This is a genomic window from Escherichia sp. TW09308 (assembly GCF_000208565.1).
Taxonomy (GTDB): domain Bacteria; phylum Pseudomonadota; class Gammaproteobacteria; order Enterobacterales; family Enterobacteriaceae; genus Escherichia; species Escherichia marmotae.
Map to the genome: position 1 here is coordinate 3,202,857 of NZ_AEME01000001.1, position 22,830 is coordinate 3,225,686.

Annotated in this window: 19 protein-coding genes and 1 other RNA gene; 9 read left to right on the forward strand and 11 right to left on the reverse strand. The window is 50.7% G+C overall.

Going from position 1 to position 22,830, the window contains the following annotated elements; translation table 11 throughout:
- Window positions 1-160 precede the first annotated feature (160 nt).
- Together mscK and acrR are read right to left on the reverse strand one after the other, a co-directional pair.
- A complete protein-coding gene (mscK, locus tag ESM_RS0115185; RefSeq protein ID WP_000177768.1) occupies window positions 161-3,523 on the reverse strand; it encodes a mechanosensitive channel MscK in 3,363 nt (1,120 codons plus the stop codon).
- A gap of 121 nt (window positions 3,524-3,644) precedes the next feature.
- The gene (acrR, locus tag ESM_RS0115190; RefSeq protein ID WP_000101742.1) at window positions 3,645-4,298 is read right to left on the reverse strand and encodes a multidrug efflux transporter transcriptional repressor AcrR; all 654 of its coding nucleotides are present in this window, start codon (window positions 4,296-4,298) and stop codon (window positions 3,645-3,647) included.
- A 141-nt stretch (window positions 4,299-4,439) separates the two neighbouring features.
- On the opposite strand from acrR, the gene acrA reads away from it, so the two are divergent.
- The 7 genes from acrA to ESM_RS0115225 all read left to right on the forward strand — a co-directional run bounded on the left by acrA (window position 4,440) and on the right by ESM_RS0115225 (window position 13,002).
- Entirely contained in the window at window positions 4,440-5,633 is a 1,194-nt protein-coding gene (gene acrA / locus ESM_RS0115195; protein WP_001515899.1) for a multidrug efflux RND transporter periplasmic adaptor subunit AcrA, read from the forward strand.
- A 22-nt stretch (window positions 5,634-5,655) separates the two neighbouring features.
- Window positions 5,656-8,805: an efflux RND transporter permease AcrB gene (acrB, locus tag ESM_RS0115200; RefSeq protein WP_001132495.1), complete on the forward strand. Its 3,150-nt coding sequence runs from the start codon at window positions 5,656-5,658 to the stop codon at window positions 8,803-8,805.
- Window positions 8,806-9,361: 556 nt separating this feature from the next.
- Window positions 9,362-9,757, forward strand: coding sequence for an Hha toxicity modulator TomB (gene tomB / locus ESM_RS0115205; protein ID WP_000344801.1), 396 nt, complete (start codon window positions 9,362-9,364; stop codon window positions 9,755-9,757).
- 4 nt (window positions 9,758-9,761) lie between these two features.
- Complete coding sequence (locus ESM_RS0115210; protein ID WP_001280991.1) at window positions 9,762-9,980, forward strand: HHA domain-containing protein; 219 nt, start codon at window positions 9,762-9,764, stop codon at window positions 9,978-9,980.
- A gap of 171 nt (window positions 9,981-10,151) precedes the next feature.
- A complete protein-coding gene (maa, locus tag ESM_RS0115215) occupies window positions 10,152-10,703 on the forward strand; it encodes a maltose O-acetyltransferase (RefSeq protein ID WP_000102537.1) in 552 nt (183 codons plus the stop codon).
- A gap of 114 nt (window positions 10,704-10,817) precedes the next feature.
- Window positions 10,818-11,288, forward strand: coding sequence for a YlaC family protein (locus ESM_RS0115220; protein WP_010379081.1), 471 nt, complete (start codon window positions 10,818-10,820; stop codon window positions 11,286-11,288).
- A 163-nt stretch (window positions 11,289-11,451) separates the two neighbouring features.
- Window positions 11,452-13,002 carry an EAL domain-containing protein gene (locus ESM_RS0115225; RefSeq protein WP_001515896.1) on the forward strand — a complete coding sequence of 517 codons (1,551 nt, stop codon included), beginning with the start codon at window positions 11,452-11,454 and terminating at the stop codon, window positions 13,000-13,002.
- A 35-nt stretch (window positions 13,003-13,037) separates the two neighbouring features.
- On the opposite strand, the gene ESM_RS0115230 is transcribed toward ESM_RS0115225, so the two are convergent.
- Window positions 13,038-13,391 (reverse strand): DUF1428 domain-containing protein, encoded by a 354-nt coding sequence (locus ESM_RS0115230; protein ID WP_000878149.1) that lies wholly within the window; start codon window positions 13,389-13,391, stop codon window positions 13,038-13,040.
- Between the two features lie 120 nt (window positions 13,392-13,511).
- Window positions 13,512-13,608: signal recognition particle sRNA small type (ffs, locus tag ESM_RS1000000126935), an RNA gene on the reverse strand.
- 162 nt (window positions 13,609-13,770) lie between these two features.
- Between ffs and ESM_RS0115235 the strand changes: the two genes are divergently transcribed.
- Window positions 13,771-14,082, forward strand: coding sequence for an MGMT family protein (locus ESM_RS0115235; RefSeq protein ID WP_000409903.1), 312 nt, complete (start codon window positions 13,771-13,773; stop codon window positions 14,080-14,082).
- A gap of 30 nt (window positions 14,083-14,112) precedes the next feature.
- Here the strand turns inward: ESM_RS0115235 and ESM_RS0115240 are convergent, their stop codons facing one another.
- Window positions 14,113-14,685 carry a YbaY family lipoprotein gene (locus ESM_RS0115240; protein WP_000779817.1) on the reverse strand — a complete coding sequence of 191 codons (573 nt, stop codon included), beginning with the start codon at window positions 14,683-14,685 and terminating at the stop codon, window positions 14,113-14,115.
- 218 nt (window positions 14,686-14,903) lie between these two features.
- Here ESM_RS0115240 and tesB point away from each other — a divergent pair, with 218 nt between their 5' ends.
- Window positions 14,904-15,764 carry an acyl-CoA thioesterase II gene (tesB, locus tag ESM_RS0115245; protein ID WP_000075873.1) on the forward strand — a complete coding sequence of 287 codons (861 nt, stop codon included), beginning with the start codon at window positions 14,904-14,906 and terminating at the stop codon, window positions 15,762-15,764.
- A gap of 181 nt (window positions 15,765-15,945) precedes the next feature.
- Here tesB and amtB read toward each other — a convergent pair whose 3' ends face one another.
- The 6 genes from amtB to cof all read right to left on the reverse strand — a co-directional run bounded on the left by amtB (window position 15,946) and on the right by cof (window position 22,786).
- On the reverse strand, window positions 15,946-17,232 hold the full coding sequence (amtB, locus tag ESM_RS0115250) for an ammonium transporter AmtB (protein ID WP_000685045.1): 1,287 nt from the start codon (window positions 17,230-17,232) through the stop codon (window positions 15,946-15,948).
- Window positions 17,233-17,261: 29 nt separating this feature from the next.
- Entirely contained in the window at window positions 17,262-17,600 is a 339-nt protein-coding gene (gene glnK, locus ESM_RS0115255) for a P-II family nitrogen regulator (protein WP_000780338.1), read from the reverse strand.
- A 180-nt stretch (window positions 17,601-17,780) separates the two neighbouring features.
- Window positions 17,781-19,562, reverse strand: a complete 1,782-nt coding sequence (locus ESM_RS0115260) for a SmdB family multidrug efflux ABC transporter permease/ATP-binding protein (RefSeq protein WP_001256183.1) — start codon at window positions 19,560-19,562, stop codon at window positions 17,781-17,783.
- Window positions 19,555-21,327: a SmdA family multidrug ABC transporter permease/ATP-binding protein gene (locus ESM_RS0115265; protein WP_001235650.1), complete on the reverse strand. Its 1,773-nt coding sequence runs from the start codon at window positions 21,325-21,327 to the stop codon at window positions 19,555-19,557. Before ESM_RS0115265 ends, ESM_RS0115260 begins: the two co-directional genes overlap by 8 nt.
- 29 nt (window positions 21,328-21,356) lie before the next feature.
- Window positions 21,357-21,815 (reverse strand): DNA-binding transcriptional regulator DecR, encoded by a 459-nt coding sequence (gene decR / locus ESM_RS0115270; RefSeq protein ID WP_000884589.1) that lies wholly within the window; start codon window positions 21,813-21,815, stop codon window positions 21,357-21,359.
- A 152-nt stretch (window positions 21,816-21,967) separates the two neighbouring features.
- Window positions 21,968-22,786 carry an HMP-PP phosphatase gene (cof, locus tag ESM_RS0115275; RefSeq protein ID WP_001515892.1) on the reverse strand — a complete coding sequence of 273 codons (819 nt, stop codon included), beginning with the start codon at window positions 22,784-22,786 and terminating at the stop codon, window positions 21,968-21,970.
- Window positions 22,787-22,830: the final 44 nt, after the last annotated feature.

A 22,830-nucleotide genomic window follows, 5' to 3' on the forward strand; every position in this document is an offset into this window, starting at 1 on the left:
ACTGCCTGATGCGCTACGCTTATCAGGCCTACACCGCTCCTGCAATATAATGAATTTTCGCGGTTTTGTAGGCCGGATAAGGCGGTCACTCCGCATCCGGCATGAACAACGCGCACTTTGTCAGTAATCTCGGGGCAACTCAATGCTGCCCCTTTTGTTATTACCCTACAGCAGGCGTCGGATCATCGCCTTTGTAGTCGCGCTTCACTTCAGTCACTTCATCGCCCTTCTCGTTGTGCAGATGCACTTCAAGCTGGTTAAAGGCAATGTTGATGTCGTTTTCGCGGCACAACTGATCAATGGTGCGGTTCAGTTCATCGACAGTGCGGCTGCGGTCACGCAGTTCACGAACATACAAACGCAGCTCATGATCCAGCGTGCTGGCACCAAACGCAGTGAAGAAGACTTCCGGCATGGGTTCGTGCATCACCCTTGGATGCTCCGCCGCCGCCTGAAGCAGTACTCTGCGTACTTTTTCCAGATCAGAACCGTAAGCCACACCGAGGCGGATCACCAGACGGGTGGTGGTGTCGGTTAACGACCAGTTGATCAGACGCTCGGTAACAAACGCTTTGTTCGGGATAATCACTTCTTTGCGATCGAAATCTGTAATGGTGGTAGCACGAATACGGATCTTACTGACCGTCCCGGAGAAAGTGCCGATGGTTACTGTGTCGCCAATGCGCACCGGACGTTCGAACAGGATGATCAAACCCGAGACAAAGTTACCGAAGATCTCTTGTAAACCAAAACCCAGACCTACAGATAATGCCGCCGCCAGCCACTGGAGTTTATCCCACGATACGCCAAGCGACCCAAACACGGTCATCGCGCCAACGGCTATGATGATGTAGTTAAGGATGGTAGTAATGGCATACGACGCGCCCTGACGCATATTCAGCCGCGACAGCACCAGCACTTCCAGCAAACCTGGCAGGTTGCGGATCAGCGCCCAGGCCACCATTGAGGCGATAATCGCAAACAGCAGGCTGCCCATCGTCACATTTTTCACCACCGCAGCCCCGGCTTCAGTGCCGTTGTAATGCCACAGGGTGATGCTGTCGAGATAGCTGAATACGGTGATTAAATCGGACCAAATCGCCCAGAACATCAAACCAAACAGCGCAAACATCAGCAACATCGTAATACGCAACGTCTGCTGGTTGACTTGCTCCAGCGCGATGGTTGGCTCTTCCGGCGGCTCGGCACCTTCGGCCCCTTCTTTCACCAGATTCTGCCGACGCGCCAGCGCACGACGCCAGGCGATACGCCGTGCCGCCACGCTTAACCCACGCAGCACTGTCTGGTACAGCAAGTTCCAGACGATTACCAGATACACCGTTTCAATCCAACGCCCGGAGAGGCGCAGCGTAGTGTAGAAATAGCCTGTTGCAGTCAGCACCATCAGCGCAATCGGGATGATCGACAGCACGGTAATGGTGACCAGACGCATGGTGTGGGATTCTTTATCACGCCAGCTTTCACGGCACATTGGCCATACCAGGAAGGCGATCAGCAGCAGGTTAAAGAAAATCATCGCCTGCCCCAGCACATCATCCATCAAATGCAGCGGGGAGAGTTCTGCTACCACAGACCAGAAATGGATTGGCAACAACGCGAGGCTGATGCGAACAATCTGCCGACGCCAGTGGCTGGTCTGTTGCTCTGGCATACCAAAGTGACGAACCGCAACGCCGTTTTTCTCCAGCACTTTCCAGCACAGGCCAAACACCAGCCAGAAAATCGCCAGTTTTTTGCTGAACGCCCACAGTAATTCACTGATGTTGAGCTGCATGGTCAGCAGAATCAGGCCAACGGCGAGAATAATCAGACACACCGGCAGCGCGCGAATCAGGTCGATAAGAATCGCTTTTGGTGTGTTGAGCTGGCTATCGTTACGCAGGGAACCTACGGCAGAAGCCAGTTTTTGCTGATACGCTTTCAGCCAACCCAGACGCCAGTGGATCAGCCCGGCAATTAACAGCAGCGGTAAACCGGCAAGGAAAGCGATAAATACGGCGGGCCAGGCTTTTTCCCAGTTCACCGTAATTTTCATCGACTTGAATTCATCCTGCAACGTTTGCGGGAACGCCTTAATCCAGTCCCAGTCCATCGGACGGTTACTGTTCACCCAGAAAATTTGTTGGGTCAGGATAGATTTCAGGTTTTTCGACACGCTCATTAACTGCTGCTGGTTGATTTGCAGGTTAATGGCCATCATCAGTTGGTTACCCAACTGTTTGTTTAGCTGATCCAGCAGTTCACGACGCATATCTACCACTTGCAACAGTGCGTCACGGACTTCATCGTTGACTTCGTTAGCATGGCCCTCTTCCAGTTTGGCCACATAAGCATCGCTCTGGAACAGTGCATCACGTTGCTGGTTGACTTCGAACTGTTCGAGACGCAAATCCGCGATGCGGTTGGTCATGTTTTCCAGTTCATCCGCCGACGGCAGCGTTTGTTGTTGTTGGTAAAGAATACGGGACAACAGCAGGCTGCCCTTCAGGACAGAAATCTGCTCTTTAATATTGCGTTCCGATTGCAGCGCCCGCTCCAGCCAGTTTTTAACTTTGATGTTTTGCTGCATCAACTGATTGCCGTTTTCTGTGGCGCTAATCAGACGCTGACTTAATTGCTGGTTAATTTCCAGTTCCTGCTTCACCAGCGGGTTAGCCTGAATACGCGCAGCTTCGTCCGGCGTTGCCGCTTCCTGCGCTGTTTTTTCAGTTAATGTCAGGCGCTTGCTGTTCACCGCCTCCTGCAACAGTTGCAGTTGATGTTCCAGACGCGTGCTGTTCGCCGTCACGTAATCGCGTTGCTTTTGTAGGGTATCCTGTAAGACGGTGTTCCCTTCCAGGCTTTTACGTTGCTGGTCAATCTCGGCATTCAGCAAAACCTGCTGCGCCTGCATCAACACTTTCTGGCTGGGACGTAAAGCCGCCTCACCAACCTCAGTGCCATCCAGACGGCTGCGAATTTGTTGCAACTGCTGCGAGGCGGTATACATCGCATTTTGCACGCGTTCGGGCTGCGTCTGTAATGAAACCAACTGGCTGTTATAAGAAGCCAGATCGTTTTGTGCGTTTTGCAACTCGTCCAGCGCCTGCGAAACGCGAGACTCCAACTGACGTAACGACAGCGTACTCAACGTCTTACGGGTTTCTTCGTCGTTATCCACATCGCCAAGCGCAGTTAACGCAGCAGTTGCCTGGCGCATTTTCTCTGGTGCTTCGGCAACTTTTTGCCGTAATTGCACCGTTTCTTCTTTTACACGCTCGATTTTCTCAAGAGTGGCTAATGTGTCAGTAACATCTTGCTGTACCAGCTTATCCTGGGCAGAAAGATCTTTTTGTTTATTAAGCGAGTCAAGTTGTGCCTGTAGATCCGCTTTCGTCGGTAGATCACCATTCGATGACGCCCGCGCAAAGGCCGTGTTCTGGCATAACAAGACCAAAACAAAAGCAATAAATGCTGAAAAAACAAAATGTCGTGATCGTTTGTAATACTGGAACATAGTCATGATGAGTGAAGGTTTCTGAACCTGAAGAACGACCTGAAATAGTCAAGCGGCTAGAATAGCACGGCGTGGAGAACCAGAATAGCAACAGCGAAAATGTCCAGGATAAATCCTGGAGTCTGATTCAGGATTTTTCGTTGGCGGCAGGTGCACGAAGCGTGGGACAAAGGAGATACATTTCCAGCAATATAGCAACGTAATCGCGGGCTTCTTTTTTGAGATCAAAAGATTGCGGGGCAAACAGCCAATTTTCCATTAAACCGGAAATATAGCCGCGCATAATAATTGCTGCGCGACGCGTCATTAAATCCGCGGGCAGCATTTTCGCTTCAATACAATGTCTTAACGTTTGTTCTATACGGTCATAACTTTCAAGACAGAGATTACGTTGTGCCTGCTGAACGACTGCCATTTCTCCGACAAATTCGCATTTATGGAATATAATCTCCATCAATAAGCGCCGCCGCTCTTCTGTCACCGTCGATTCAAGAACATGAATTAGTATTTCTCTTAACACAGAGAGTGGATCGCCAGGGAATTTTGCCTGATACTCAAGCTCTAGTTCACCAATATTGGATTCTGACAGCTCCCAGATCTCACTGAATAAATCCGACTTATCTTTAAAATGCCAGTAGATTGCACCACGCGTAACGCCTGCTGCTTTTGCAATCTCTCCCAGTGAGGTGGATGATACCCCCTGCTGTGAGAAAAGACGTAGAGCCACATCGAGGATGTGTTGGCGTGTTTCTTGCGCTTCTTGTTTGGTTTTTCGTGCCATATGTTAGTGAATTTACAGGCGTTAGATTTACATACATTTATGAATGTATGTACCATAGCACGACGATAATATAAACGCAGCAATGGGTTTATCGACTTTTGACCATTGACCAATTTGAAATCGGACACTCGAGGTTTACATATGAACAAAAACAGAGGGTTTACGCCTCTGGCGATCGTTCTGATGCTCTCAGGCAGCTTAGCGCTTACAGGATGTGACGACAAACAGGCCCAACAAGGTGGCCAGCAGATGCCCGCCGTTGGGGTAGTAACAGTCAAAACTGAACCTCTGCAGATCACAACCGAGCTTCCGGGCCGCACCAGTGCTTTCCGGATCGCAGAAGTTCGTCCTCAAGTTAGCGGGATCATCCTGAAGCGTAATTTCAAAGAAGGTAGCGACATCGAAGCGGGGGTATCTCTCTATCAGATTGATCCTGCTACCTACCAGGCAGCTTACGATAGTGCAAAAGGCGATCTGGCTAAAGCGCAAGCAGCAGCCAATATCGCGCAGTTGACTGTTAATCGTTACCAGAAGCTGCTGGGTACTCAGTACATCAGTAAGCAGGAGTACGATCAGGCACTGGCAGATGCACAACAGGCAAATGCTGCTGTCACTGCGGCGAAAGCGGCGGTTGAAACCGCACGAATCAATCTGGCTTATACCAAAGTCACCTCTCCGATTACCGGCCGTATTGGTAAATCGAACGTGACGGAAGGCGCATTGGTGCAAAACGGTCAGGCGACTGCGCTGGCAACCGTGCAACAACTTGATCCGATCTACGTTGATGTGACTCAGTCCAGTAACGACTTCCTGCGTCTGAAACAGGAACTCGCTAACGGCACACTGAAGCAAGAGAACGGCAAAGCTAAAGTGTCGCTGATCACCAGTGACGGTATTAAGTTCCCGCAGGATGGTACGCTGGAGTTCTCTGACGTTACCGTCGATCAGACCACCGGATCTATCACGTTACGCGCCATTTTCCCGAACCCGGATCACACCCTGCTGCCGGGTATGTTCGTGCGTGCACGTCTGGAAGAAGGGCTTAATCCAAACGCCATTTTAGTTCCGCAACAAGGGGTAACTCGTACACCACGCGGCGAAGCTACCGTACTGGTGGTTGGCGCGGATGACAAAGTGGAAACTCGTCCGATCGTCGCCAGCCAGGCCATTGGCGATAAGTGGCTGGTGACTGAGGGTCTGAAAGCAGGCGAACGCGTAGTAGTAAGTGGGCTGCAGAAAGTGCGTCCTGGTGTCCAGGTGAAAGCACAAGAGATAACCGCTGATAACAACCAGCAAGACGCAAGCGGTGCTCAGCCTGAACAGTCCAAGTCTTAACTTAAACAGGAGCCGTTAAGACATGCCTAATTTCTTTATTGATCGCCCGATTTTTGCGTGGGTGATCGCCATCATCATCATGTTGGCAGGGGGGCTGGCGATCCTCAAACTGCCGGTGGCGCAATATCCTACGATTGCACCGCCGGCAGTAACGATCTCCGCTTCCTATCCTGGCGCTGATGCAAAAACAGTGCAGGATACTGTTACACAGGTTATCGAACAGAATATGAACGGTATCGATAACCTGATGTACATGTCATCCAATAGTGACTCCACGGGTACTGTGCAGATCACTCTGACCTTTGAGTCTGGTACTGATGCGGATATCGCGCAGGTTCAGGTGCAGAACAAACTGCAACTGGCAATGCCGTTACTGCCGCAGGAAGTACAGCAGCAAGGGGTGAGTGTTGAGAAATCTTCCAGTAGCTTCCTGATGGTTGTCGGCGTTATCAACACCGACGGCACCATGACGCAGGAGGATATCTCTGACTACGTAGCGGCAAATATGAAAGATGCCATCAGCCGTACATCGGGCGTCGGTGACGTTCAGTTGTTCGGTTCCCAGTACGCGATGCGTATCTGGATGAACCCGAATGAACTGAACAAATACCAGTTAACGCCGGTTGATGTTATTACCGCAATCAAAGCACAGAACGCCCAGGTAGCTGCCGGTCAGCTCGGTGGTACGCCGCCGGTTAAAGGCCAGCAGCTTAACGCCTCTATTATTGCTCAGACGCGTCTGACCTCCACTGAAGAGTTCGGCAAAATTCTGCTGAAAGTGAATCAGGATGGTTCCCGCGTACTGCTGCGTGATGTGGCGAAAATTGAGCTGGGTGGTGAAAACTACGACATCATCGCGGAATTTAACGGACAACCGGCTTCTGGTCTGGGTATCAAGCTGGCGACCGGTGCAAACGCGCTGGATACCGCCTCAGCAATCCGGGCTGAACTGGCGAAGATGGAGCCGTTTTTCCCGTCGGGTCTGAAAATCGTTTATCCATACGACACTACGCCGTTCGTGAAAATCTCCATTCACGAAGTAGTGAAAACCCTGGTCGAAGCAATCATCCTCGTGTTCCTGGTAATGTATCTGTTCTTGCAGAACTTCCGCGCGACGTTGATTCCGACCATTGCTGTACCGGTGGTATTGCTGGGAACATTTGCCGTCCTTGCTGCCTTTGGTTTCTCGATAAACACGCTAACAATGTTCGGGATGGTGCTCGCTATCGGCCTGTTGGTGGATGACGCCATCGTTGTGGTAGAAAACGTTGAACGTGTGATGGCAGAAGAAGGTCTGCCGCCGAAAGAAGCCACTCGTAAGTCAATGGGGCAGATTCAGGGCGCACTGGTTGGTATCGCGATGGTGCTGTCGGCTGTATTTATACCGATGGCCTTCTTTGGCGGCTCAACTGGTGCAATCTATCGTCAGTTCTCCATTACCATTGTTTCCGCAATGGCATTGTCAGTACTGGTGGCGTTGATCCTGACTCCGGCGCTTTGTGCGACCATGCTAAAACCTATCGCTAAAGGCGATCATGGGGAAGGTAAAAAAGGCTTCTTCGGCTGGTTTAACCGCATGTTCGAAAAGAGCACGCACCACTATACCGACAGCGTAGGCGGTATTCTGCGCAGTACGGGGCGTTATCTGGTGCTGTATCTGATCATTGTTGTCGGCATGGCCTATCTGTTCGTGCGTCTGCCAAGCTCCTTCTTGCCAGATGAAGACCAGGGCGTGTTTATGACCATGGTCCAACTGCCTGCAGGTGCAACACAAGAACGCACGCAAAAAGTGCTCAACGAGGTGACGAATTACTACCTGACCAAAGAAAAGAACAACGTTGAATCGGTGTTCGCCGTTAACGGCTTCGGCTTTGCGGGACGTGGTCAGAACACGGGTATTGCGTTCGTTTCGTTGAAGGACTGGGCTGACCGTCCGGGTGATGAGAACAAAGTTGAAGCGATTACCACGCGTGCAACGCGTGCCTTCTCGCAAATTAAAGATGCGATGGTGTTCGCCTTTAACCTGCCAGCGATTGTGGAACTGGGTACGGCAACCGGCTTTGACTTTGAGCTGATTGACCAGGCGGGCCTCGGCCACGAAAAACTGACCCAGGCACGTAACCAGTTGCTGGGCGAAGCAGCGAAGCACCCTGATCTGCTGACCAGCGTGCGTCCGAACGGCCTGGAAGATACGCCGCAGTTTAAGATTGATATCGACCAGGAAAAAGCTCAGGCACTGGGTGTTTCTATTAACGACATTAACACCACCCTGGGGGCTGCATGGGGCGGCAGCTACGTGAACGACTTTATCGACCGCGGTCGTGTGAAGAAAGTTTACGTAATGTCAGAAGCGAAATACCGCATGCTGCCGGAAGATATCGGTAACTGGTATGTTCGTGCTGCTGATGGTCAGATGGTGCCATTCTCGGCGTTCTCCTCTTCACATTGGGAATACGGTTCGCCGCGTCTGGAACGTTACAACGGTCTGCCATCCATGGAGATCTTAGGTCAGGCGGCACCGGGTAAGAGTACCGGTGAAGCGATGGCGCTGATGGAACAACTGGCGAGTAAGCTGCCTACGGGGGTTGGCTACGACTGGACGGGGATGTCCTATCAGGAACGCCTCTCCGGTAACCAGGCACCTTCGCTGTACGCGATTTCGTTGATTGTCGTGTTCCTGTGTCTGGCGGCACTGTATGAGAGCTGGTCAATTCCGTTCTCCGTTATGCTGGTTGTTCCGCTGGGGGTTATCGGTGCATTGCTGGCAGCCACCTTCCGTGGCTTAACCAACGACGTTTACTTCCAGGTGGGCCTGCTCACAACCATTGGGTTGTCAGCGAAGAACGCGATACTTATCGTCGAATTCGCCAAAGACTTGATGGATAAAGAAGGTAAAGGTCTGATTGAAGCTACTCTGGATGCGGTGCGAATGCGTTTACGTCCGATCCTGATGACTTCACTGGCGTTTATCCTCGGTGTTATGCCGCTGGTTATCAGTACTGGTGCTGGTTCCGGCGCACAGAACGCAGTTGGTACTGGTGTAATGGGCGGCATGGTGACCGCAACGGTACTGGCGATCTTCTTCGTTCCGGTGTTCTTTGTGGTGGTTCGCCGCCGCTTTAGCCGTAAGAATGAAGATATCGAACACAACCATACTGTCGATCATCATTGATAAAACTCGTAATCACTAAGGCCGCGCAAGCGGCCTTTTTAATACGTATAATCTTAAAGTCACAATGTTTACAGCTAAGGTTTCAAACGGAGGGTAGTTTTAACGCGGCATAAAATTCATAAAAAATGCCTATTGTTAGTTAATTTATATTAAGTCGCGCTAATAGGTATAATAACCCATAGACATCTAGAGGCTATTCTTAATTATTTGCGGCAATTCTTTATTTATTCATGTCAATTACATCATAATCAGAGCAATCCTGGGTATTAGTGTGACAAATTCCCATACCATTTTATCAGCCGCGATGCGAGAATCCTGATTACGTTATGAATAGCATCAAACTAACTGCTTTAGGCTTTACGTAGTTGGTGCCAGGATGAAGAAGTAAGCCTTTTCCCTCTCCTCCTCCTAATTGTAATTTTTCGTAATAATGCGATGAAAACCTTCAAAGAGTGGATTATAGTTAATCTAACAAATGTGAGGGCAAGTCCAGGTCAGTAAGTTTTCCCATCCCGAAAGGTGTCCGTTAGTTCAATCGCTAAGAAGGGGACGCGTTATGGATGAATACTCACCAAAAAGACATGATATTGCACAGCTTAAGTTTCTTTGCGAAACCCTGTATCATGACTGTCTTGCAAACCTTGAAGAAAGCAATCATGGTTGGGTTAACGACCCTACCTCGGCTATCAATCTGCAACTTAATGAACTCATTGAGCATATTGCAACCTTCGCGCTTAATTACAAAATTAAGTATAATGAAGACAATAAGCTCATTGAGCAGATAGATGAATATCTGGACGACACCTTTATGTTGTTCAGTAGTTATGGTATTAATATGCAGGATCTCCAGAAATGGCGGAAGTCAGGTAACCGACTGTTCCGTTGTTTCGTGAATGCCACGAAAGAGAATCCTGCAAGTTTATCTTGTTCGAATTATTACAACCATGGGTAGAAGTATGTCCGATAAACCTTTAACAAAAACCGATTATTTGATGCGTTTGCGTCGTTGTCAGACAATTGACACGCTGGAACGTGTTATCGAGAAAAATAAATACGAACTATCAGATAATGAACTGGCGGTATTTTACTCAGCCGCAGATCACCGCCTTGCAGAATTGACCATGAATAAGCTTTACGACAAGATCCCTTCCTCGGTGTGGAAATTTATTCGATAACTCAATTAGTATAAAATCAGGCTATAACAGTCTGTTTATTAAGTATATTCTATTTTTTCCATGAAGACATTCCTCATGTGATCTCCATCACACAGAAGTAACGGGAACGTTCTCTTCATTGGCTTTTTGCATTACTGTGTTGCCGCATTTTCAGCAACCAGGATGTTTGTAATGAGCACAGAAAAAGAAAAGATGATTGCTGGTGAGTTGTATTGCTCGGCAGATGAGACTTTATCTCGCGATCGCCTGCGCGCTCGTCAGCTTATTCACCAATACAACCATTCCGCGCCGGAAGATCAATCACTACGCCAACAAATTCTCACCGATTTACTCGGCCAGGTTGCGGATGCGTATATTGAGCCTTCCTTTCGTTGCGACTATGGCTATAACATTTTCCTCGGTAAAGGGTTTTACGCAAACTTCGATTGCGTAATGCTTGATGTCTGCCCTATTCGTATTGGCGATAATTGCATTCTGGCTCCGGGCGTTCATATTTATACCGCTACACACCCTGTCGATCCTGTAGAACGTAATGCTGGTGGTGAACTGGGGAAACCGGTGACTATCGGTAATAACGTCTGGATTGGGGGGCGTGCCATCATTAACCCGGGCGTTACCATTGGCGATAACGTCGTAGTGGCATCAGGTGCGGTCGTCACAAAAGATATCCCGGACAACGTCGTCGTGGGCGGCAACCCAGCCAGAATCATTAAAAAGCTGTAACTACAATTTGCAACTGTTATGCAAAATTGTGGCAAATCTGTTACTTTCTTCATATCATTCCCACGTTAAAATAGGGTGTTCACTGGAAAGTTGCAGATACCACGAAGGCAAAAGATGACTGAAATACAACGCCTGCTAACCGAAACGATTGATTCTCTGAATACGCGCGAAAAACGCGACAACAAACCCCGCTTTAGTATCAGTTTTATCCGCAAACATCCGGGGCTGTTTATCGGCATGTATGTTGCTTTTTTTGCCACACTGGCGGTAATGTTGCAGTCCCAAACGCTGTCAGATTCAGTCTGGCTACTGGTTGTGTTATTCATCCTGCTTAACGGTTTCTTCTTTTTCGATGTCTACCCACGCTACCGCTATGAAGATATCGACGTGCTCGATTTTCGGGTTTGCTATAACGGCGAATGGTATAACACGCGATTTGTCCCTGCTGCGCTGGTTGAAGCCATACTGAACTCGCCGCGTGTCGCGGATGTTCATAAAGAACAACTGCAAAAAATGATCGTCCGTAAAGGTGAACTGTCTTTTTATGATATATTCACCCTCACCCGCACCGAAGTAACATCTTAAGTTAGGTTTTCCCACCAGGCGTAAACCTCTACGCCTGGTCAATTGACAACGATCGTTGCCACCTGTCACTGCATGAAATCCCCGTCCTAACCACTGATCTCTTGCCAGCCTTTTTTCACGATCAGATATACTTTCCCTACACTGTGTTAATAAGGACATGCTGGTGAGAACACGACATCTGGTCAGCCTGATTTCAGGTGTACTTATACTTTCAGTACTGCTGCCTGTCGGCTTAAGCGTCTGGTTGGCCCATCAGCAGGTAGAAGCGTCATTTATTGAGGAGTTGAATACCTATTCTTCCCGTGTCGCTATTCGGGCCAATAAAGTGGCGATGCAAGGAAAAGATGCGCTGCAAGAGCTGGAAAGATGGCAAGGTGGAGCCTGTAGTGAAGAACATCTCATGGAAATGCGCCGGGTTTCATACAGCTATCGCTATATTCAGGAAGTGGTCTATATCGATAACAACATTCCCCAGTGCTCTTCTCTGGAACACGAAAGCCCACCGGATACCTTCCCGGAGCCGGGGAGGATTTCAAAAGAGGGTTATCGTGTCTGGTTAACCTCGCACAACGACTTAGGTATCACCCGTTACATGGTTGCTATGGGAACCGCACATTACGTAGTAATGATCGATCCTGCCTCCTTTATCGACGTAATTCCTTATAGCTCATGGCAAATTGATGCCGCCATTATTGGCAATGCCCATAATACTGTCATAACCAGCAGCGATGAAATTGCCCGGGGCATTATTACCCAACTACAAAAAACGCCCGGTGAGCATATCGAAAATAATGGAATTATTTACGACATCCAGCCCCTCCCGGAGATGAATATTTCCATCATCACCTGGGCTCCAACGAAAATGTTGCAAACAAGCTGGTATCGGCAGGTCTTTATTTGGTTACCTGTTGGGTTATTAATTGGTCTGCTGGCAGCGATATTTGTGCTTCGTATTTTGCGCCGCCTCCAGTCACCGCATCACCGACTGCAAGATGCCATCGAAAACCGTGATATTTGCGTACATTATCAGCCGATTGTCTCCTTAGCCAATGGCAAAATTGTCGGTGCCGAAGCACTGGCACGTTGGCCACAGACGGACGGTAGCTGGTTGTCACCGGATAGTTTCATCCCGCTGGCACAGCAAACGGGTCTTTCTGAACCACTGACGCTGCTGATTATAAGAAACGTATTTGAAGATATGGGCGACTGGCTGCGACAACACCCGAACCAGCATATTTCAATCAATCTGGAATCTACTGTGCTCACATCGGAAAAAATTCCGCAACTCCTGGGGAAAATGATCAACCACTACCAGGTTAACCCTAAACAGATCGCGCTTGAACTCACAGAGCGCGAGTTTGCCGATCCGAAAACCAGCGCTCCGATCATTTCTCGCTACCGGGAAGCCGGTCATGATATTTATCTGGATGATTTCGGTACTGGTTATTCGAGCTTAAGTTATTTGCAGGATCTGGATGTCGATATTCTGAAAATAGATAAATCCTTCGTTGACGCACTGGAATATAAAAATGTCACCCCGCATATCATCGAAATGGCAAAAACGCTGAAGCTGAAAATGGTGGCGGAAGGCATCGAAACCAGCAAACAGGAAGAGTGGCTACGCCAGCATGGTGTGCACTACGGTCAGGGCTGGTTGTACAGCAAAGCTTTGCCAAAAGAAGATTTCATTATCTGGGCAAAACAGCATCTCTGAATTAGGGGCTGGCGGCACGCCGCACACCCGTCACGCTACTCGTCGATGATTGACTCGAACCCACCGTAAATCATCCGTTTGCCATCAAACGGCATTGATTCACCGAACTCTTTCATCCGTGGGTCAGACATCATTTTTTGATTGGCAGCGTCGCGGACCTCTTTTGAAGGATATTCAATCCAGCTAAACACCACTTCCTCATTCTCTTCCGCTTTCACTGCCATGCGAAAATCGGTCACTTTGCCGTTTGGCACATCGCTGGCCCAACATTCGACAATGCGAAGCGCGCCAAACTCTTTAAACAGTGGCGCGGCCTTTGCGGCCATTTCCCGGTAGGCATCCTTATTTTCGGCAGGAACAGCAACAACAAACCCATCAACATACTTCATCAGAAACTCCTCCGAAGCGTACTGCGCAGTCAGGCAATTCCTGCAGCGTCAGTCGTGATTAAAGTTTAGCCACATTGAGATTTTTTGACGAAACGGCGGGGAAACAGAAATGGGTGGGGGCCCTGCCAGCTACATCCCGGCACACGCGTCATCTGCCTTGGCTGCTTCCTTCCGGACCTGACCTGGTAAACAGAGTAGCGTTGCGGGAGAACCAACAGAGCCCCCATTGAGAGCGTTGAGAACCAACGCGCAGGCGCATTATCACTGCTGCCCCTGCTAATTGCAACCCATTGCGTGCCAGATGCTGCTTTCTTGCGCAATGCGGCTTCACTCAGGCGTTTTTCCAGATTATGCTGAAAAATTACCTCAGGAAGAAAAGATGGAAAAAGAAGATTCATTTCCCCAACGCGTCTGGCAAATCGTAGCCGCTATTCCCGAAGGCTATGTCACCACCTACGGTGATGTCGCAAAACTGGCAGGATCACCCCGCGCCGCGCGCCAGGTAGGCGCTGTGTTAAAGCGCCTACCCGAAGGCAGCACCTTGCCCTGGCACCGGGTGGTTAATCGCCATGGCACAATTTCGTTAACCGGCCCAGATTTACAGCGTCAGCGGCAGGCGTTGCTGGCAGAAGGTGTGATGGTGTCGGGAAGCGGGCAAATCGACTTGCAGCGTTATCGCTGGATTTATTAACCCTCTCCGGACGGAGAGGGTTAATGGCGCTTAGTATTGCGTAGGTGCTGGAACTGCCGAAGACGAATTCACTTGTGTCGGGGAAGTCGACGGTACAGTGGTTGTTGCGCCACCGCTGGCCTGAACCGGCACGGCGGTTTGCTGAACCGGCACTAATGTCAGGTCAGCTTTGGTTCCGCCCTGATTGATCACCGGTTGAACGGTATCGGTGATAAACACCAGTTTGTCGTTGACGGTAACCGCCGCACTCAACAGGATACGCGCATTCGGCTGAACGTCTGCCGGGTTAAATGGCAGAACAAAACTGAACGGTGACTGTTTACCTTCGGTACGTACTGCTTTCTGCGCCAGAACTTTAGAAGGCGCATCCGCTAACGACGCGTCAGAAAGTGTCACGGTCAGCACGGCGTCAGGCGGCAGTGCGACTTTCTGACGGATCCAGACCGTACCGGAAACATTCGGTTGTTGTATAGCAGGTTGCTGTGTCGCTGCAATAGACGTATTTGCAGCCGGTGCTGGCGTCTGGATATCCGCGCTTTTATCCGCGCAAGCCGCCAACGCAATCGCAACCGCTAAACCACTGGCCATGTGCACGAGTTTCATTCACTTCTCCTTATTATCAATGCACCAGCGGGCTAACTTTCCTCGCCGGAAGAGTGGTTAACAAAATAGTAACGTCAATAAGTGTGGCACATGTCACGTATTAACGCCTGCATTTAGCCAGTAATTCAGACCATTGCACCCATCGGACCAGTAACAAAATTGCGTTATACTCAACTCACTTTGGCTTGCTGCGGCAGCTTTGTTACTGGAGAGTTAATATGAGTCAGGCCTTAAAAAATTTACTGACATTGTTGAATCTGGAAAAAATTGAGGAAGGACTCTTTCGCGGCCAGAGTGAAGATTTAGGTTTACGCCAGGTGTTTGGTGGCCAGGTCGTGGGTCAGGCGCTGTATGCTGCAAAAGAGACAGTTCCCGAAGAGCGTCTGGTGCATTCGTTCCACAGCTACTTTCTTCGCCCTGGCGACAGTAAAAAGCCGATTATTTACGATGTCGAAACGCTGCGCGACGGCAACAGTTTCAGCGCCCGTCGTGTGGCTGCTATTCAAAACGGCAAACCGATCTTTTATATGACGGCCTCTTTCCAGGCACCGGAAGCGGGTTTCGAACACCAAAAAGAGATGCCTCCAGCCCCTGCGCCTGATGGTCTGCCTTCGGAAACGCAAATCGCCCAGTCGCTGGCCCACTTGTTACCGCCAGTGCTGAAAGATAAATTTATCTGTGATCGTCCGCTGGAAGTCCGTCCGGTGGAGTTTCATAACCCACTGAAAGGCCACGTCGCAGCCCCCCATCGTCAGGTGTGGATCCGCGCGAACGGCAGCGTGCCGGATGATCTGCGCGTTCATCAGTACCTGCTCGGTTATGCCTCTGACCTCAATTTCTTGCCAGTAGCTTTACAGCCGCACGGCATCGGTTTTCTCGAACCGGGGATTCAAATTGCTACCATCGACCATTCCATGTGGTTCCATCGACCGTTTAATTTAAACGAATGGCTGCTGTATAGCGTGGAGAGCACGTCAGCGTCCAGTGCCCGCGGATTTGTGCGTGGTGAGTTTTATACCCAGGACGGCATGCTGATTGCCTCGACCGTTCAGGAAGGGGTAATGCGTAATCACAATTAAAAAACAGCCGGAGGTGAAAACCGTCCGGCTGTCAGATTGTTGGTAACGTGCTTTTGTTGATGCCGGTGGCGGCGTAAACGCCTTATCCGGCCTACCAATTCTTGTAAATTCAATAAATTGTGATTTTTATTGTCGGCCTGATAAGCACAGCGCATCAGGCAAATTTGTATTTGATTGCAGGTTACGCGTTATAGGCATTTTCGCCGTGGCTGTTGACGTCCAGCCCTTCACGTTCCTGTTCTTCCGGTACACGCAGGCCAACCGTCAAATCCGCCAGTTTGTAGCCGATAAACGCCACCACACCAGACCAGACGATCGTAATGGCGATACTTTCCAGTTGTACCAACACCTGATGGCCCATCGTCACACCTTCCGCGAAGCCCACACCGCCCAGCGAACTGGCGGCAAAAATTCCGGTCATGATACAGCCGACAATACCGCAAACGCCGTGTACACCGAAGACATCGCAGGGATCATCCACCCGCAGCAGACGTTTCAACATAGTAACGCCCCACAAGCCTGCCAGACCAGCTACCACGCCGATAATCAACGCGCCGCCAACACCAATGTAACCACAGGCAGGCGTCACGCCGACCAGACCGGCAATCGCACCAGAGCAAGCCCCCAGCAGAGAAGGTTTACCGCGCAGTGCCCATTCACCGAAGATCCAGCCAAGAATTGCCGCCGCCGTTGCTACCACGGTGTTAACAAACGCCAGTGCCGCAATTTCGTTTGCCGTGCCCGCAGACCCGGCGTTAAAACCAAACCACCCGATATAAAGAATGGCAGTTCCGGTAAAGACCATCGGCAGGTTGTGCGGTTTAAACGCCTCTTTGCCAAAGCCCACGCGTTTACCGACCAGATACGCGCCTACCAGACCGGCGATTGCGGCGTTAATGTGCACCACTGTGCCACCGGCAAAATCCAGCGCACCGTGGGAAGCCAGCAAACCGCCTCCCCAGACCATATGCGCAATCGGAATGTAAGAGAGCGTCAACCACACCACCACGAAGATTAACACTGCCGAGAAGCGAATCCTCTCCGCCAGCGCCCCGACGATCAAGCCAACGGTAATACAGGCAAACGATCCCTGAAACGCCACGTGGATATACTGATAGATACTGCCCATTACCGCGGTCAATTCGATATTTTTCAACATTAACCAGTTAATGTTGCCAAAGAAGTTGTTGCCCTCGCCAAACGCCAGTGAGTAGCCGTAAACCACCCAGAGAATACAAACCAATGCAAAGGTCACGGTCACCTGTGTCAGCATCGACAGCACGTTTTTACCGCGAATCAGGCCACCATAAAACAGCGCGATACCCGGAACAGTCATAAACAGCACCAGCGCAGTACAAATCATCATAAACGCATTGTCGGCTTTATCTGCCACCGCAGGAGCAGCCATTACCAGTCCTGGCAGCATCGCCAGTGAAGCAAGCCCAGTTTTTATCGTCGCTATCTTCATTTTTCAGTCCTGTTGCTGTGTGCCAGAGATTACAGCGCCGCTTCGTCGGCTTCGCCGGTACGGATACGAATGACGCGTTGCAATTCAGCGACAAAGATTTTGCCGTCGCCAATTTTTCCGGTGTAAGCCGCCTTGCTGACGATATCGATCACTTCATCGAGTTGATCATCGGCAATCGCCACATCGATTTTTACTTTTGGCAGGAAATTGACGCTGTATTCCGCGCCACGGTACAGCTCAGCATGCCCTTTCTGACGCCCGAAACCTTTCACTTCAGTGACGGTCAGGCCCTGGATGCCAATGGAAGATAACGCTTCACGAACGTCTTCCAGCTTGAATGGTTTGATTATCACGGTCACCAGCTTCATAGATCCCCTCCGGTCAGAATTCGGTAATGGTTCTGCTACACGAAGAAGGTATTGCAAGCGGTGTGCCAGAAATGAAAAACGAGAGGGAAAGCAGGACGCAAAGGTGATTGAAAACAAAAACGCACTATGACAGTGCACAGTGCGTTGCATTTTTGCACCAACGATGAAATTTTGCGCTAATCAGGCGCTCAACGATTCCTCTTCACGTACGCTGGCAGCCAGTTCTTCTCCTGCAAGTTGCAGTTGGTACATCTGCCAGTAACGTCCCTGAGCCGCAAGCAGTTGCTGGTGCGTCCCCTGCTCCACGGCTTGTCCACGATGAAGCACCAGAATGGTGTCGGCATCAACAATGGTCGATAAGCGGTGAGCGATCACCACCAGCGTAGTATGTTCGCGCACCGCCGCCAGGGCGTGCTGAATCGCCTGTTCAGTACCGGAATCAATACTGGCGGTTGCTTCATCAAGGATCAGGATTTGCGGTGTTTCTACCAGCACACGCGCCAGCGCCAGCAACTGTTTTTGCCCGACTGAGAGATTATTCCCCTGCTCGCCCAACGGCGTATAAATGCCGTCGCTCATGCTGCGCGCCAGCTCTGCCAGTTGCACCGTTTCCAGCGCTTGCCAGACGCGTTCTTCGGAGATATCACGCCCCAGCGTAACGTTCGCCAGGAAGGAATCCGCCAGCACAACCGGATCTTGCTGCACCATTGCCACGCCCTGGCGCAGCGCGCTGTGACTTAGCGAACTTAACGGACGGCCGTCGAGACGAATCTCGCCTTCCGTTAGCGGGTAATAGCCCATCAGCAAACTTGCCAAAGTGCTTTTGCCACTGCCGGTATGCCCGACCAGCGCCACAAAGTTGCGCGAAGGCACAGACAGATTAATGTTTTTCAGTACCAGATTGTCATCACGATAGGCAAACGACACATTATCGACGTCAATGGTGCCGCTCTGTAACGGGCGATCATCATTGCCATATTGCTGGCGCGGCCCGTCCATCAGTTCAAATACACGCTCACCTGCGACAACAGCCTGTTGCAGCATTGCCTGTTGCGTGGTCAGTTCGATTAATGGTTCGTTAAGTCGCCCCAGATAGCTGATAAACGCATACAACACGCCCACTTCAATAGTGCCACTGGCAGAGAAACCAAACAGCATCAACAAACCGCAAAGAATGAGCGATGAAAACAGACTAAGCAGTGGTCGCAGTAAAAAGCCGTCGAGCCGCAGGGTTTGCATTCGCGCCATATAGTGCGAACGGCTGGCCTCCCCCATACGTTCACCAAATCGCGCCTGCTGACGGAACTGCTGGATAACGCTCATGCCATTGATGATTTCGTTAAAACCGTCGTTGATATCCGCCAGATAGGCGCGCACGCGGCGGACAATCGGCGTACTGTAACGCTGGTATATCACCATCACCACCAGCACGACCGGGAAGATCATTATTGCCACCAGCGCCATTCGCCAGTCGAGACTGAACATCGCCACCAGCATCGCACCCACAAGTGCGGCGCTACGCAAAACGGTTGCTACCACGGTAACGTAGAGATCGCGGATCACTTCTGTGTCATTGGTGACGCGGGAAATGACCTGCCCGACCGGCTGGGTATCAAACTCACTTAATGGCTGGCGTAGCGCAGCATCCATCACATCGGTACGCAACTGTTGTACAACGCCAACCGCCGCCCGGTTAAACAACAACGACTGCGCGTAGTGCAGTCCGGCGGCAAGCAGTTGCAGCCCAACATACGCCACCGCCAGACCAACAACCATCTTCAACGGCAGATTATTTTTCGCCACCATATTGTCGATAAAATAGCTGATGAGCAGCGGCCCACTCACTTCTGCCGCTGCTGCAACCCACATCATCAGAACCGCAATACCCAGCGGCTTACGCCACGGCGAACCGTATGCTAACAGGCGCTTCAGAGTCGGCCACAGTTGGCTAAAACTACGCATCAACGGCCTCCTCGTGAATTTCAGGGGCATCGTCAAGCGCCGCCTCCAGTTGTTGATAGCGATACATATCGCGATACCAGCCGCTTTGTTGCGCCAGCACATCATGATCGCCGCGTTGAGCGATATGCCCGTGCTGCATCACAATTATTTCACTGGCTTCTGTCAGTGCAGAAAGACGATGGGCGCTGATGATGACCGTTCGCCCCTGTCCCCACTGGCGCAGGTTATGCAGGATCTGGTACTCTGTGCGTCCGTCCACCGCAGAAAGCGCATCATCCAGAATGAGGATTTCCGCATTCACCAGTAACGCCCGGGCAATGGAGATACGCTGTTTTTGGCCACCGGAAAGCATCACGCCACGTTCGCCCACTTCTGTGTCGTAACCTTGCGGCAGACGAAGAATATCGTCATGCACACTGGCCAAACGCGCTACGTGCTCAATCTCTTGCTGGGTAGCATTCGGGCAACCCAGCGCAATGTTATTCGCCACGGTGTCGGAAAAAAGGAACGGCGTCTGACTGACGACTGCCAGGCGGCTACGCCAACTGTCGAGTTGTAGCTGCGTCAGAGGAATATCATGAAAGCGAATATCCCCCTCGCTGACGTCGAAATGACGCTGAATGAGTGACAGCACGGTACTTTTGCCGGAACCGGTCGGCCCGCAAATGCCCAGCATCTGACCGGGCTTCAATACGAAACTGACGTTTTCCAGCGCAGGATGGTGAGTTTGCGGATAGGTAAACTGGCGAATATTCACATCCAGTTTACCGCGTCCTTCCGGCACACTTTCGCTACCATCTTTGACGACCGGCGCTTCCGCCAGCATCGTTCGAATACGGCTGTACGCCGCGCTGCCGCGTTCCACAATGTTAAACATCCATGCCAGCGCCAGCATCGGCCAGATCATCAGGCCAAGATACATCATAAAACTGGTGAGCTGTCCCAGCGTTAAACTGCCCTGCACAACCATCCAGCTTCCCCCACCAATCGCCAGTAAATTCGCCATCCCAATAGCGATATAGATGGTCGGATCGAAACGGGCATCAATACGTGCCACACGCATGTTTTTCTTGCCAGTGTCCTCGGCATCTGCGGCAAATAGCGCCGACTGGCGATCTTCCAGACCAAAGGCTTTAATCATACGGATACTGGTGAGGCTCTCCTGGGTGCGGTCGTTGAGGCTGGAAAACGCCGCCTGCGCCAGCTTAAAACGCTCATGTAAAGCGTCGCCATTACGTTTGATCATGATCGCCATCACCGGCATCGGCAGCAGCGCTATTAAGGTCAACTGCCAGCTAATTTGCGTTGACATCATAATCAGCACCGCGCAGCCCATCACCAGCGAATCCACCAGCGTCAGCACCCCTTCCCCGGCGGCAAATACCACGCGATCAACGTCATTCGTCGCGCGGGCCATTAAGTCCCCCGTCCGGTGACGCAGGTAAAATTCTGGATGCTGGCGGCTTAACTGGCGGTAATAATCTTCACGCAGTTCAACAGCCAGTTGATAAGACGCACCGAACAACAGTACACGCCAGACATAACGCAGTAGATAAACCACGACTGCAATCAGCACCATAGTGGCGATCCACATCAGGATCTGTCCGGTCGTAAAGTGTTGTTCCGTCACGCCATCGACCACAATCCCGACTACTTTCGGCGGAACCAGTTGCAGCATCGCGATAATGACAAGCAAGGCCACAGCCCCGAGATAGCGACGCCATTCCCGACGGAAATACCAGCTTAGTTGAGCAAATAATCGCACGCGTTGTGTCCTGACCTGATTTTGGATATTTATTCGATGGGTAAAGAAGTGGTGTATTTAATCTGTTCCATCGCGAAACTGGAAGTAACGTCCGACAGCCCTGGCACGCTGTTTACCAGACGCTTATAAAACTCGTCGTAGCGTTTCATGTCGGCAACCTGGACACGCATCAGATAATCGTATTCACCGGCCATGCGCCAGAACCCCAGCACTTCTGGCATTTCCGTTACCACCGTGACAAAGCGGCAATACCATTCGCTGCTGTGATGTTGCGTTTTAATCAGTACAAAAGCGGTCAGCCCGAGGCCAATTTTTTCCGGGTCCAGTAAGGCAACTTTGCCGATAAGGATACCGTCATCCTCCAGCCGTTTCAGACGCTTCCAGCAAGGCGTGGTTGTCAGATTAACGGCTTCTGCCAGAGCCTGCAAAGAGAGGGTACAATCCTGCTGTAGTAAGGCCAGCAGCTTACGATCAATTTTATCTAACATAGCCCACCCACAGAGAATTATTTTCTCTTTTCATTCTATTTTAAAGGTCAAATACCGACAATTTATTCTGTGCGGTTTAAACGCCACTGCACAAAATGACAAATTCAAAGCAAAAAAAACCGGGCTATTGCCCGGTGCTGGAAGGGATCTCGTTATTCGGGGGAATAAGGTAGATGTGGATTGTCCAGCCAGTGCGTCAAATAGTGAGAGACAGCCTGATTTCGGCAGTGTCCAATCACCGGTAAATGAGGGAGTTCCGCGCGAAGTTGCGGCATCGCATTGCCCATAATAAAGCCGCTGCCGACGCTGCCTAACATTTCACGATCGTTCATCGCATCGCCAAAGGCCATGCAGTCGCGCAGCGAAAAACCTAAATATTGGGTCAGCACCACCAACGCTGCGCCTTTATTGCACCCCACCGGCAGTACTTCCAGGCAATTAATCGCGGAAAAACACAAATGTGCCCGCTCGCCTAATGCTTCCTGTAGTTGGATCTGCAAGCGCGTAAGATCGTCATGATCGCCACAGAAACAGACCTTGGTGACGCGGTCGAGAGGCATTTTTTTAACATTGATAATCTGATAACGAAACTTGCTATAGACAAATGCCTGCAACAACGCCGGAATTTCGCGTTCGGTAAACCAGCCATCATCATTGAAGATATGCATGCTGGCCTGGGTATCCCACTTCTGATAGAGCACCCGTTCCGCTACATCTGCAGGTAAATCATCACGATGTAACAATTCACCTTCCAGAGAATGCACGCGCGTACCGTTGCCGGTAATCAAATACGCATCCAGCGATAGCGCCCCGAGAATGTGCTGCATCTCCAACGCATGGCGACCCGTAGCAAAAGTAAGGGTGATATCGCGTTCACGCAGGCGCGCCAGAGTAGAGAGGGTTTTCTCACCTAAGTGGTGGTCAGGCATCAATAAAGTGCCGTCCATATCAAATGCTGCCAGACGAGCCATTTCTTTCTCCACTCTGTGGCAGGGTTAATGGTGATTGAGTATCA

Coding starts and splice junctions, on each gene's coding strand:
- acrB (WP_001132495.1), top strand. CDS start 5,656: ATGCCTAATTTCTTTATTGATCGCCCGATTTTTGCGTGGGTGATCGCC.
- ESM_RS0115210 (WP_001280991.1), top strand. CDS start 9,762: ATGTCCGATAAACCTTTAACAAAAACCGATTATTTGATGCGTTTGCGT.
- ESM_RS0115235 (WP_000409903.1), top strand. CDS start 13,771: ATGGAAAAAGAAGATTCATTTCCCCAACGCGTCTGGCAAATCGTAGCC.
- cof (WP_001515892.1), bottom strand. CDS start 22,786: ATGGCTCGTCTGGCAGCATTTGATATGGACGGCACTTTATTGATGCCT.
- glnK (WP_000780338.1), bottom strand. CDS start 17,600: ATGAAGCTGGTGACCGTGATAATCAAACCATTCAAGCTGGAAGACGTT.
- decR (WP_000884589.1), bottom strand. CDS start 21,815: ATGTTAGATAAAATTGATCGTAAGCTGCTGGCCTTACTACAGCAGGAT.
- ESM_RS0115240 (WP_000779817.1), bottom strand. CDS start 14,685: ATGAAACTCGTGCACATGGCCAGTGGTTTAGCGGTTGCGATTGCGTTG.
- ESM_RS0115230 (WP_000878149.1), bottom strand. CDS start 13,391: ATGAAGTATGTTGATGGGTTTGTTGTTGCTGTTCCTGCCGAAAATAAG.
- tesB (WP_000075873.1), top strand. CDS start 14,904: ATGAGTCAGGCCTTAAAAAATTTACTGACATTGTTGAATCTGGAAAAA.
- amtB (WP_000685045.1), bottom strand. CDS start 17,232: ATGAAGATAGCGACGATAAAAACTGGGCTTGCTTCACTGGCGATGCTG.
- ESM_RS0115220 (WP_010379081.1), top strand. CDS start 10,818: ATGACTGAAATACAACGCCTGCTAACCGAAACGATTGATTCTCTGAAT.
- ESM_RS0115260 (WP_001256183.1), bottom strand. CDS start 19,562: ATGCGTAGTTTTAGCCAACTGTGGCCGACTCTGAAGCGCCTGTTAGCA.
- tomB (WP_000344801.1), top strand. CDS start 9,362: ATGGATGAATACTCACCAAAAAGACATGATATTGCACAGCTTAAGTTT.
- acrR (WP_000101742.1), bottom strand. CDS start 4,298: ATGGCACGAAAAACCAAACAAGAAGCGCAAGAAACACGCCAACACATC.
- mscK (WP_000177768.1), bottom strand. CDS start 3,523: ATGACTATGTTCCAGTATTACAAACGATCACGACATTTTGTTTTTTCA.
- acrA (WP_001515899.1), top strand. CDS start 4,440: ATGAACAAAAACAGAGGGTTTACGCCTCTGGCGATCGTTCTGATGCTC.
- maa (WP_000102537.1), top strand. CDS start 10,152: ATGAGCACAGAAAAAGAAAAGATGATTGCTGGTGAGTTGTATTGCTCG.